Source organism: Aeromicrobium sp., from assembly GCF_049587115.1.
In the GTDB taxonomy this organism is placed as follows: domain Bacteria; phylum Actinomycetota; class Actinomycetes; order Propionibacteriales; family Nocardioidaceae; genus Aeromicrobium.
In genome coordinates, this window is the sequence record NZ_JBAVDI010000077.1 from 1 (window position 1) to 11,087 (window position 11,087).

Below are 11,087 nucleotides of genomic sequence, written 5' to 3' on the forward strand. Positions count from 1 at the left end.
GGCGCAGACGGAAGCGCGGCCCGTTGGCTACCCCGAGCCCGCTGCCGCCGCAGCTACCCCCGCCGCCTGCCATCCACGATGGGACTCACGTCGTACAGCTGCTGCGCACCTATCCCGACCTGCCGTCGAGCAGGAACTATCCCTTCGCCGAAGGTGGCGAGCGGAGTGTGGCGCGTGGGTACACCAAGGCGATCGAGCGCGCCCGACGGTTGATCTACGTCGAGGACCAGTACTTGTGGGGCCGTCACGTCGCGCGGATGTTCGGCGAAGCACTGGAGCAACATCCCGACCTGTTCATCATCGGGGTGGCACCCATGTTTCCGGACCTGGAGGGAGTGATGGGTCGGTTGCCGCAGCTGGAGGGTCGGCGCCGAGCGATGCAGGATCTGGTGCGGTCGGCTCCCGAACGAGTCGCGATCTACGGTCTGGAGAATCATGCGGGGACCCCCGTGTACGTGCACGCCAAGGCCTGCGTCATCGATGACACCTGGACCTCGATCGGCTCTGACAACTTCAACCGGCGCTCGTGGACTCACGACTCTGAGCTCTCCGCGGTGGTGATCGACCGCGAGGGGGAGTACGGCAAGAATCTCCGACTCACCCTGGCCGCTGAACACCTGGACACGGCGAACGGTGACCCAAGCGCGGTGCTGGCGGACTGCCTGGACCCGGCCGACATGTTCGCGACCTACGCGGCCAGCGCAGCGCGCCTGGATGCGTGGTGCGATGGTGGCCGGGTCGGCCCTCGGCCGGACGGGCGGCTTCGCAGGATCGAGCCGACTCCGCTCGGCCCGCTGGCTCGTGCGGTGGCCGCGGCGCCCTACGCCTTGATGCACGATCCCGACGGCAGACCACGTCGACTGCGACGCACGGACGAATTCTGAGGCTTGCCGCGGGCGACGGGCGGCGCGTGTGGATAGATCCCCCCGGGGTACGACTCCAACATGTCCAACATCCAGAATGCCCGCAACGACAACGACAACGCCGGCAACGCCGACAACGCCGGCGACGACACTGAGCAGGACGGGCAGCTGGCCAACCCCGGCCCCGTCCCGGCCGAGCCGGAGGACGCCGCCGACACCGGAGAGGGACGGTCGGGTGATCTGGCGGCCGAGGCGGGCCCAGCCCGCGACGACTGAGAACGCGGGTGCGAATGAGTGTGTGTGCCACGATGATCGGGTGCCACGCGACGACACCGAGCCTGAGGCTCTCCCCGGAGCGGTCGGCGGAGCAACCCGCATCGGCCGCACCGTCCGGCGCCCGACCGGCCCGTGGACCCCAGCCGTCCATGAGCTGCTGAACTTCCTGCACGACAACGGCCTGCGTGGCATGCCGGAGCTGCACGGCATCGACGACGAGGGTCGGGAGGTCCTGGAGTACGTCGAGGGGCGCGGCGTCCCGGTCGACCGTGAGATCGTCCTCGACACAGTGCTGGCCGAAGCCGTGACCTGGCTGCGAGACTTCCACGATCTGGTGGTCGACTTCCGCCCTGAGGGCGCCCGTACGTGGCGTGCTGGCACCGTCGAGCTTGGCGACGACCAGATCGTCTGCCATCACGACCCCGGCGCCTACAACTGGATCGTCCAGAGCGGCCACTTCGTCGCGATGATCGACTGGGACATGGCAGGCCCCGGACGGCCGATCGAGGACCTCGCCTTCCTTGCCTGGACCGGAATTCCGCTGTACCGGGAGATCCCGCTGGACGATGTCATGCGACGTCTGGACCTGCTGGTGGACACCTACGGCGAGTGGGGCCCGAGCACGGTGCTGGCGGCAGTCGTCGAGCGCATGACCGCGGCGAGCGACCGGATCGAGGCGGGCCAGGCGCGTGGGGACGACGGCTTCCTCAACCTGGCGACGGTCGGCGAGCCGCAGCGCACCCGTGACCGCGTCGCCGCTTTCCGCGAGCGCATCTCGGTGATCGAGCAGGCCCTCTGAGCCAAGGTCAGGTCGATACGACGACCGGCGTTCCGAACTCGGTTCGAACCGACTCGGAGTAGACGACCGAATCTGGCGGACGATCTGCAACGCCAGGCAGGCCGGCCGCCGCCACCAGGCTGTCGTCGAGCGCCTCGATCGCGGCGGACCGCAGCGGCCATGGCGCGTGATGGTTCGGGATCCAGAGCGTCCGTCCCGCCCAGCGGGTGTGCAGCCCGAAACGCGCGGTCACGAACTCCTCGACCTTCGACGGGCGCAAGATCGGGTCGCCGATCTTCACCGCGATGTGGCCCCCCGCGCCGCGTGGGCCGGGCCAGCGACGTCGGGTGGTGTAGTCGATGCGGTCAGCCTCCTGCGTGATGCGCATCCGCGCCCACATGTAGGGGGTCCCGAACGCGAAGCGCGCTCCGAGCGTGGCGAGGAGCCGGCTGGTCTCCAACGACCGGAAGACCACCCCGTGACGTCCTGCGTCGTCGACTGTGTACAGGCGCACGTTGGTCTCGGCGAAGTCCCCGAGGAAGGGCACCGCCGGCCCTCGTCCGAAGCCTGCCCGCCGCATCTCGAACGGGATGAGACCCACGTAGCTGACACCGTCCAGCACGTCCGGTCGTGCACCGATCGGGAGCAGAGGTGCCACGAGGTCAGGGTCGACTGCCCAGTGGACGAACGTCAGTCGGTTCCAGTCCTGACGCATCAGGCGTGGCCCGGAGAGCCGTGGCGGCACCGGATCAAACGTGTTCATCTGTCGAGTGTGGCACCGCAGAGCTACGTCGACCCGGTGGTGTCGAACCGAGTGAGTCAAACGTCAGCGGGTCAGCCACCGATCCGTCTGCGCATTCGCGAATTTTCGGTTGGGGTCGAGCCGGTCGGCCATCGCGCGGAACTCAGCGATGCGTGGATAGGCTGCGGCCAGCTGTTCAGGGCTGGTGTCGAAGACCTTGCCCCAGTGCGGTCGAGCGGAGTACGGGGCGAGAGCGGCATCGAGCACGGGCAGCACGGCCGCGATCTCGGCCACGTGCATGCGCCAGGTGAAGTGGATCGCGACGCAGTCGACCGAATGGCTCGGACTGAGCCACAGGGTGTCGGCGGCAATGGTCCTGAGCTCGCTGATGAACAGGTGCGGCTGCACGAGTGGCGCCAGCGTACGAACGGCACGCAGTGCCTCGACTGCATGCTGCCGGGGCACCAGGTACTCGGTCTGCAGCTCTTCGCCGTTGCTCGGTGTGAATCCCAGCCGGAAGTGCGGTAGCCGGTCCCACCACGGCCCCGCGGCACCGAGCTGGGCCGTGGTGACGTCGGCCAGCTCGTCCGGGAGCGGGTGCAGCTGGCGCGTCGCCGGAGCTGCTCCGAAGAACGCCTCGGACGGCACCGCGTCGGCTCGCGACTTGACCCATGCCTGTCCAGCGCCGTCGTCTCCCCAGTCGGTGAACAGGCTCACGCTGTAGGCGCTGCCGGTGATCGCGTCGAGGTCGGCTTCGATCGCTTCCCACGCGACGCCCTCGTAGAGGTCCTGTCGGATCTGGAACGTCGGGACGATGTCGAGGGTGACCGTGGTGACGACACCCAGCAGACCGAGCGAGACGACCATTCCGTCGAAGTCGGGGTCGCCTCGTCGGACGGCTCGCACCGTGCCGTCCGCGGTGACCAGCTCCAGCCCGGCTACGGAGCTGGCGAGGCTGCCGTTGTGGTCGCCGGAGCCGTGCGTTCCGGTCGCAATCGCTCCGGCCACCGAGATGTGCGGGAGGGAGGCAAGGTTGTGCAGGGCCCAGCCGGCCACGTCGAGCTGCTCGACGAGCTCTCCGTACCGCAGGCCGGCCGACACGGCGACCTCACGGGCGGAGGAGTTGACCTCGACGACGGGGGGCAGGCCGGCGACCGAGACCTGGACCCCGGTGGTGTCGGCGATGGCGTTGAACGAGTGTCGGCTGCCGAGCGCGCGAACCGACGGGGCGGCCGTGACCAGCGCCGAGAGCTCCTCGATCGAGCACGGCTGGTGCAGAGCCGTGGCGTGGTAGGTCAGGTTGCCCGCCCAGTTGGTTCCGGTCATGTCATCAGTGTGCGCGCAGCGGCACGCCTCAGCCTCGCGATACGTTCGGCCCCATGAGCCAGATCTACTTCGACTCCGCCGACGACGCTGCCGAGCTGGTCGACGCGTTGGAGCGGGAGGGCTACCTGACGTCGTTGCGACGCGAGGGCTTCGCGGGAGAGGACGACGGCGAGGACCACGCGTGGGTCCTGCAGGTCGAGCCCTACGACGACCGGGTCATCGAGATGGTTGATGTCTACGGTGGTTGGATGCCCGGGGACGACCGGTTGCCCGCCACCCCGGTCGATCTTCCCGAGGGACCCAAACGGCTCAAGGACTGACGCCGCGCATCAGGCGCCGAGGTGCTCGCGCAGGAACTCGACCTGCAGAAGCTTGAGATTCTCCGCGACCGCCTCCTGCGGCGTCATGTGGGTCACGCCCGACAGTGGAAGCACGGTGTGCGGACGGCCGGCGGCCAGCAGTGCCGACGACAGACGGAGCGTGTGCGCCGCGACGACGTTGTCGTCGGCGAGCCCGTGGATGAGCATGAGCGGTCGCTCGAGACCCGCGGCGAGCGGCAGCAGCGAATTGTCGTCGTAGACCTCGGGCTGGGTGTTCGGGTCGCCGAGGTAACGCTCGGTGTAACAGGTGTCGTAGAGCCGCCACTCCGTCACCGGGGCGCCCGCGACGGCGGCGTGGAAGACATCGGGCCGCCTGAGCACGGCCAGGGCCGAGAGATAGCCGCCGTACGACCAGCCGGTGATCCCGACCCGATCGGTGTCAATGTCGTCGGGGTACGCAGCAGCCACAGCAGCGAGTGCATCCACCTGATCGTCGAGTGTCACCGTCGAGAAGCCGTGGAGGACCTCACGCTCCCACGCGTGGCCGCGCCCCGGGGTGCCGCGGCCGTCGGAGACGATGACGCAAAATCCCTGGTCGGCGAGCCACTGCGCCTCGAGGAACGCCCGGGCAGAGGCGAGCACCCGCTGGGCGTGCGGACCGCCGTACGGATCCATCAGGACTGGAAGGCGCTGCGAGCCCCGCTGGTGCCCGTTGGGAAACAGCACAGCCGTGCGAAGCCCGCGCTCACCGGCGGCGATCAGGTGCACCACGGGCTCGTGCGGTGCCGGTTCGGCCAGCACGCGGATCGGGGTCGGCGCGGAGTCCTCCTGGTGGACCATGACTGACGTGCCGACGGCCTCGAGCCCGGACCGCACGATGACCGTGGTGGGTCCACCGATGACCGCGCCGTGCAGCGCGGCCCCTTCGGTGACCTCGCCGAGAGTGCCGTCAAAACCGAGCCGCACGACCTGCACCGCGGTCGGCTCGTGTGATGCGGTCGCGATGACGCTGTCCTCGAACACGTCGACGATGTCCCGGATCTGCCACCCGTCGGGCGAGATCGCGACGCCGTCGCGCAGGACCCGCCGCCACCCGTCGACGTCCTCGACCGTGATGAGCGATCCGTCGGTGGCGAAGCGCGGTGCCGAGGACAGCTCGACCCAGGCGGCGTCGCGGTTCTCGCGCAGCACCGTGGTCTGGCCGGTCGCGATGTCGACCGACAGGGTCTGCGCGGACTTCTGGTCGCGGCTCAGCACCTGGATCACCGGGGCGCCGTGCTGGTTCCACGTCACCCGGCCGAGGTACTCGTACGCCGCGCGGTCCCAATCGACCTGCCGGCGGGTGCCGTCGAGTCCGACGTGCCACAGCGTGACGAGGGCGTTCGGGGTCCCGGCGGCCGGGTAGCGCTGCGCCACCGGCTCGAGATCGGGGTGCTCGGGATCGGCGATGTGCCACGTCTGTACCGGTGCGTCGTCGTAACGCTCCACCAGCAGCGACTGACCGTCCGGGGCCCACCAGAATCCACGGTGACGCTCCATCTCCTCCGCGGCGATGAACTCGGCCTGCCCCCACACCTCGGTCGGGGACTCCGGCTCGACCAGAACCCGCTCGTCACGCCCACCTACGTCGATGATCCGGAGGGCGCCGCCCGAGGCGTACGCGATGAACCGGCCGGTCGGGTCGAGACGGGGGTCGATGACCGCACCGACGCTGGGCAGGGCATGCACCACCCTGCCGCCCAGGTGGACTGCCCAGAGCTTCCCGGACAGGGTGAAGCAGGCCCAGCGTCCGGTCTCATCGACGTCGTACCCGACAACACCGGCTGCTGACTCGCGGCTGCGCTCGCGGCGTGACCGCTCCTCGGCCGACAGCTGCTCGACGGCCTCGCCGAGCAGCACGAGGGGGTCGACCAGGATCGTCTCGGTGCCGGAGGCGACGTCGTGCTCCCACAGCTGGCCGGTGCGGGTGACGCCGTCCGGCGTGCGGATGAACCGCACCGTGCGACCGTCCGGGGACACCGTGATGTTGCGTGGGATGCCGAGGGTGAAACGCAGCGTGCGGGCTGCCAGTCGCGGGTAGGAGACGCTCATGCTTCGATCCAATCACGGCACCGCGGGACGCGAACCGGGCCCACGTCCGCAGCGGTCAGTAGCCTTGGGGCATGACCCTGAGCGATCGACGGATCCTGTTCGTGCATGCCCATCCAGACGACGAGTCGATCACCAACGGGGTGACGATGGCGAAGTACGTCGCCGAGGGCGTGCAGGTGACACTGGCGACCTGCACCTTGGGTGAGATGGGCGAGGTGCTGGTCCCCGGCCTAGAGCACCTGGCATCGGATCGCGACGACCTGCTGGGTCAGCACCGTCTCGGCGAGCTCGCCGAGGCGATGACCGAGCTGGGTGTCACCGACCACCGGATCTTGGGCGGCGCCGGCCGCTACCGGGACTCGGGCATGAAGTGGGACGAGGCGGGCAACGCCACGGCGGCGGACGAGATCCACGACAATGCGTTCTGGCATGCCGACCTCACGGAGGCCGCTGCGCTGCTGGTCGAGATCATCCGCGAGGTCCGGCCCCAGGTTCTGGTGACGTATGACGACTTCGGCAACTACGGACACCCGGACCACATCCAGGCTCACCGCGTCGCGCACTATGCCGCAGACCTCGCCGCCGCCCGCTCGTTCCGACCGGCTCTGGGCGAGGCGTGGGACATCTCGAAGATCTACTGGGTGGCGCTGTCGGCGTCGCGCATGCGGGCCGGCATCAAGGCGCTGCGTGACAGCGGTGACACCACGACGTTCGAGGGGATGGACCCCGACAACATGCCACCGATGGCGATCGAGGACGAGCACCTCGATGCCATGATCGACGGTGAGCTGTTCGTGCCGGCCAAGCTCGCCGCGATGAAGGCGCACCGCACCCAGATCACCGAAGACGGACAGTTCTTCGCCGGTGGCATGGACATGGCCGCCGCCGTGTGGGGCACTGAGTTCTACCGACTGGTCAGGGGCACTCGTGGTCCGGTGGGGGAGAGCGGGCTCGAGGAAGACCTGTTCGCTGGTCTCTGACTCGTGAGACGCGCAATTCTGCTTGTTCTGGGGGCCTACGTCGGGCTGATCGGCGCAGTCGTGCACCGACATACCTGGTGGGCGGCCGGGGTCCACTGGCCCTGGGGCACGGTCCTGGCTGTCGCCGCGACCTACTTCGTCGTGCGAGCGGCGGCACAGCTGACACCCGTCGGCGGCGCTTTCGTCGGCCTGGGCTGGGGTGTGGCGCTGATGGCGCAGCAGCTCGCGCCCGGGGAGAGCTACCTGATCGCATCGGACTGGATCGGCTGGTCGTTCACGATCGGTTCGGCAGGGGCCATCGTGCTGGGCGTCCGATGTCCTTCTAGGGTGGACAGATGACTGCGAGGGTGGACCAGCAGGCCTTCCGCGGTGCTCTCGGCAGGTTTGCGAGCGGTGTCACGGTCGTCTCGACGGTGCTGGACGGCGTCGACCACGCGATGACGGCGAGTGCATTCACCTCGGTCTCGCTCGACCCCCCGCTGGTGCTGGTGTGCTCCCACACCACGAGCAGATTTCACGAGGCGGTCCTCAAAACCGGGTTCTGGGGAGTGTCGATCCTGGCCGAGGAAGGCATTGCCGCATCGGCGTGGTTCGCCCACCGCGGACGTCCGCTGGATGACCAGATGCAGGGCATCGCCTTCCACCGCGGTGAGTCCGGTGTCGCGCTGCTCGACGACTCGCTCGCTTGGTTGGAGTGCACGACGGTCTCGGTGACCGAGGGCGGGGACCACACGGTCATCGTCGGCGCGGTGACCGGCGCCGCCGTACGCGACGACGCCGACGATCCGTTGCTCTACTACCGTTCTCACTACGGGACCATCGTGCGACTACCGGACTCGGAGAAGACCGTCTACGGAAGCAACCCATGACCGACACACCTGACGAGAACGCCCCGGACGAGAAGCGAGGGCCCAGCGATCCGGCGGGCCCCGACGACGCAGAACTGCTGGGCCATGATCGCGATGTCGCCGAGCCGGGCCTGGTCGTCGAGCCTGACGACGAGATCGACCTGGACGACAAGCCTGCCTCCGCGGCAGAAGGGGCTGTGGCGCAGGACGAGATCGGCGACACGACGGCGGACGACGAGCCAGAAGCTGATCCGGACACCGAGGTCGTCGGCACCGGACCATCCGACGACGAGATGGCTGCGGCGGACATGGACGATTCCCCCGAGCCTGATGAGGTCACGGCGGCCCCGTTGGACGACGAGCCGGCCGCGGCAGACGCCGGCGACGACAGCACGGATCTCTCGCCGGCCGAGCCTGACGACGGCCATCGGTCGCGCCGTGGTCGCCGAGTCGTGCTGGGCCTGGCCGTGCTGGTCGGCGCCCTGTACGTGGGGGGCTACTTCCTGACCGGCACCCGCATGCCCGCCAACGCAACCATCGGCGGCGTCGACGTCGGCGGTGTCTCACCGTCCGCGGCACGAGCGGCTGTCGACAAGGCGCTGACCCCGAACGAGGACCGGCCCGTCATCCTCGAGCAGGGCAAGAAGGAGTTCACCATCTCGCCCAAGAAGGTCGGGCTCGCGCTGGACGTCGACCGATCGGTCTCGGAGGCGGGTGGTCAGCGCAGCTGGAACCCCGTCGACATGATCGGCTTGTTCGTGGGCGACCACTCGACGGATCCGGCGTTGGACGTCGACGAGGCCAAGCTGCAGAGCGCGATAGGAACGATCGGCGAAGCAGTCAATCGCGAGGTCGTCGAGGCCCAGATCACGTTCCCGAAGGCCAAGCCCACAGCTCGTCAACCCAGGCCCGGGCTGGTCATCGCGCGCGCAGACACCGAGGAGGCGATTCGTCAGGCGTACCTGGTCGACGAGGCTCCCATCAAGGTTCCGACCGCGGTTGTCGAGCCGGCAGTTGACGCGAGCGAGCTCGCCGAGGCGATGAAGACCATTGCCGAGCCAGCCGTGAGTGGGCCGGTGACCATCCGGTCGGGCGACAAGAAGGTCGCGCTCCCAGTGACGGCCTACGCGCCGGCGTTGGTGGTACGGGTCATGGACAACCAGCTCAGGCCCAATCTCGACCCCAAGAAGCTCGCAAAGCCACTGACGGACTCCACGACCGGGATCGGCAAGAAGGCGGTGGACGCCACGGTCCGGATCGACAACGGCAAACCCGTCGTGGTGCCCGGCAAGTCCGGCATCGGGCTGCAGCCCGAGGAGATGGCGACCAAGCTCATCCCGGCGCTCACCAAGACCGGCTCGGAGCGGGCGGTCGAGATCGAGGCGAAGGTCGTCGATCCGGAGTTCACGACCAAGGATGCCAAGGCGCTGAAGATCACGGAGAAGATCAGCAGCTTCGAGACGACGTTTCCTTACGCGGAGTACCGGAACACCAACCAGGGTCGGGCTGCCGCGCTGTTGGACGGGACGATCGTCAAGCCGGGGGAGACCTTCAGCTTCAACGACACCGTCGGCGAGCGGACGCCTGCCAACGGCTTCGTGACCGGCACCGTGATCAATGGCGGCGTGTTCCGCGAAGAGCTCGGCGGTGGCGTCTCTCAGGTGGTGACGACGACCTACAACGCGACATTCTTCGGCGGGATGGAGGACGTCGAGCACCACCCGCATGCGTTCTACATCAACCGTTATCCGGTGGGCCGCGAGGCGACGGTGTACTTCGGGAGTCTGGACCTGCGATTCAAGAATCCGACCAAGTACGGAGTCCTGATCCGGTCCTACGTCGTCAAGAGCACCCCCTCGTCGATGGGCGTGATGCACGTCGAGCTGTGGAGCACGAAGGTGTGGGACATCAAGGCCGGCAAGTCGGCGCGGCGCAATGCCCGCACGCCCGGGAAGCAGTACGACGACACGGACCGGTGTGTGCCGCAGGGTCCCATCCCCGGATTCGACATCGACATCTACCGGACCTTCTACCGGGCCGGACAGCGGGTCAAGACCGAGACCGACACGGCCCGCTACCAAGCCGCTGACCACGTGATCTGCGGCAAGAAGCCTGCCGCCGACTGACGCTGACTCTGCGTCAGCCGGGCGGGGCCTCGAGGTAGCGGTAGTCGTGGTGGTCGACGAAGCCGTACGGCCCGTACAGCGCGAGTGCCGCCGCATTCGAGCGCATGGTCTGCAGATACGCCTTGTCGGCGCCGTGCTCGACCGCCCAGGCAAGCGAGGCGTCGACGGCGCGACGCCCCAGGCCTTGGCCGCGGGCGTCCGGTTCGACCTCCACGGCGGAGATTCCGGCCCACTCGCCCGTCACGACGATTCGCGCGATCGCGAGGACCGGTGTGCCGATCGAGACGAATCCGACGGTGCGAGGCTTTTGGAGGATCGTGCGCGCTGTCTCGGGGTCCAGGTCGGCCCGTCCGTAGCGGGCCAGCCACTGGTCGTCGACAGCGTCGTGGACGACCGCCTCGGGATCGCGCGGATAGACCGGATCCAGGTCGGCGACCTGCACGACGGCACCTCCGTGGTGAGCACTCCTGGGCACCCAGCCTGCGTCCACGAACTCGCGCTCAGCCGACGAGCCGATGACGAGCTGGGCCAGCGCGGGGATTCCGTGCGCGGCGTAGAACTCGCGCACGCGCTCCAGAGCGCGGTCCATCGGTAGTCCCGGCGAGCCGTGCACCGCGACGGAGTTGGCGCGTCCGGTGAACCCGCGTGACGCGCGCAGCTCCCAGTCACCAAGCTGCTTCGAGTCGATCGCGGGCCACCCGCGCGAGGTGATCCGGGTGAGGTCGTCGACGCTGATG

At 68.6% G+C, this 11,087-nt stretch carries 12 protein-coding genes; 8 read left to right on the plus strand and 4 right to left on the minus strand.

The genetic code is table 11. The features are described 5' to 3' along the window. From WB461_RS07970 to WB461_RS07980, 3 genes are all read left to right on the plus strand, one after another. Window positions 1-884 (plus strand): phospholipase D-like domain-containing protein (locus WB461_RS07970; protein WP_423852198.1); only part of this gene is annotated, 884 nt, incomplete at its 5' end. A gap of 60 nt (window positions 885-944) precedes the next feature. Further along, window positions 945-1,139, plus strand: a complete 195-nt coding sequence (locus tag WB461_RS07975; RefSeq protein WP_423852199.1) for a hypothetical protein — start codon at window positions 945-947, stop codon at window positions 1,137-1,139. A 40-nt stretch (window positions 1,140-1,179) separates the two neighbouring features. Then, window positions 1,180-1,938: a phosphotransferase gene (locus WB461_RS07980; protein WP_423852200.1), complete on the plus strand. Its 759-nt coding sequence runs from the start codon at window positions 1,180-1,182 to the stop codon at window positions 1,936-1,938. 7 nt (window positions 1,939-1,945) lie between these two features. Here the strand turns inward: WB461_RS07980 and WB461_RS07985 are convergent, their stop codons facing one another. Beyond that, window positions 1,946-2,680, minus strand: coding sequence for a YqjF family protein (locus WB461_RS07985; protein WP_423852201.1), 735 nt, complete (start codon window positions 2,678-2,680; stop codon window positions 1,946-1,948). Window positions 2,681-2,743: 63 nt separating this feature from the next. After that, a complete protein-coding gene (locus tag WB461_RS07990; RefSeq protein ID WP_423852202.1) occupies window positions 2,744-3,985 on the minus strand; it encodes an FAD-binding protein in 1,242 nt (413 codons plus the stop codon). Window positions 3,986-4,038: 53 nt separating this feature from the next. Here WB461_RS07990 and WB461_RS07995 point away from each other — a divergent pair, with 53 nt between their 5' ends. Continuing rightward, window positions 4,039-4,305, plus strand: a complete 267-nt coding sequence (locus WB461_RS07995; protein ID WP_423852203.1) for a hypothetical protein — start codon at window positions 4,039-4,041, stop codon at window positions 4,303-4,305. A 9-nt stretch (window positions 4,306-4,314) separates the two neighbouring features. Here WB461_RS07995 and WB461_RS08000 read toward each other — a convergent pair whose 3' ends face one another. Then, window positions 4,315-6,396, minus strand: coding sequence for a prolyl oligopeptidase family serine peptidase (locus WB461_RS08000; RefSeq protein WP_423852204.1), 2,082 nt, complete (start codon window positions 6,394-6,396; stop codon window positions 4,315-4,317). Between the two features lie 71 nt (window positions 6,397-6,467). Here WB461_RS08000 and mshB point away from each other — a divergent pair, with 71 nt between their 5' ends. The 4 genes from mshB to WB461_RS08020 are packed head-to-tail and all read left to right on the plus strand — an operon-like array spanning window position 6,468 to window position 10,350. Beyond that, window positions 6,468-7,376 carry an N-acetyl-1-D-myo-inositol-2-amino-2-deoxy-alpha-D-glucopyranoside deacetylase gene (mshB, locus tag WB461_RS08005; RefSeq protein ID WP_423852205.1) on the plus strand — a complete coding sequence of 303 codons (909 nt, stop codon included), beginning with the start codon at window positions 6,468-6,470 and terminating at the stop codon, window positions 7,374-7,376. 3 nt (window positions 7,377-7,379) lie between these two features. Beyond that, window positions 7,380-7,715 (plus strand): hypothetical protein, encoded by a 336-nt coding sequence (locus WB461_RS08010; RefSeq protein ID WP_423852206.1) that lies wholly within the window; start codon window positions 7,380-7,382, stop codon window positions 7,713-7,715. Continuing rightward, a complete protein-coding gene (locus tag WB461_RS08015) occupies window positions 7,712-8,245 on the plus strand; it encodes a flavin reductase family protein (protein ID WP_423852207.1) in 534 nt (177 codons plus the stop codon). The genes WB461_RS08010 and WB461_RS08015 overlap by 4 nt, the downstream gene beginning before the upstream one ends. Then, window positions 8,242-10,350 (plus strand): VanW family protein, encoded by a 2,109-nt coding sequence (locus WB461_RS08020; protein ID WP_423852208.1) that lies wholly within the window; start codon window positions 8,242-8,244, stop codon window positions 10,348-10,350. Before WB461_RS08015 ends, WB461_RS08020 begins: the two co-directional genes overlap by 4 nt. A 13-nt stretch (window positions 10,351-10,363) precedes the next feature. On the opposite strand, the gene WB461_RS08025 is transcribed toward WB461_RS08020, so the two are convergent. Beyond that, window positions 10,364-11,087, minus strand: a 724-nt coding sequence (locus tag WB461_RS08025; RefSeq protein WP_423852209.1) for a GNAT family N-acetyltransferase, incomplete at its 5' end; no start/stop codon positions are given.

What these genes read in the sequence shown, in the direction of transcription:
- WB461_RS07975 (WP_423852199.1), top strand. Translation starts at nt 945, where the DNA reads ATGTCCAACATCCAGAATGCCCGCAACGACAACGACAACGCCGGCAAC.
- WB461_RS07985 (WP_423852201.1), bottom strand. Translation starts at nt 2,680, where the DNA reads ATGAACACGTTTGATCCGGTGCCGCCACGGCTCTCCGGGCCACGCCTG.
- WB461_RS07990 (WP_423852202.1), bottom strand. Translation starts at nt 3,985, where the DNA reads ATGACCGGAACCAACTGGGCGGGCAACCTGACCTACCACGCCACGGCT.
- WB461_RS07995 (WP_423852203.1), top strand. Translation starts at nt 4,039, where the DNA reads ATGAGCCAGATCTACTTCGACTCCGCCGACGACGCTGCCGAGCTGGTC.
- WB461_RS08000 (WP_423852204.1), bottom strand. Translation starts at nt 6,396, where the DNA reads ATGAGCGTCTCCTACCCGCGACTGGCAGCCCGCACGCTGCGTTTCACC.
- mshB (WP_423852205.1), top strand. Translation starts at nt 6,468, where the DNA reads ATGACCCTGAGCGATCGACGGATCCTGTTCGTGCATGCCCATCCAGAC.
- WB461_RS08015 (WP_423852207.1), top strand. Translation starts at nt 7,712, where the DNA reads ATGACTGCGAGGGTGGACCAGCAGGCCTTCCGCGGTGCTCTCGGCAGG.
- WB461_RS08020 (WP_423852208.1), top strand. Translation starts at nt 8,242, where the DNA reads ATGACCGACACACCTGACGAGAACGCCCCGGACGAGAAGCGAGGGCCC.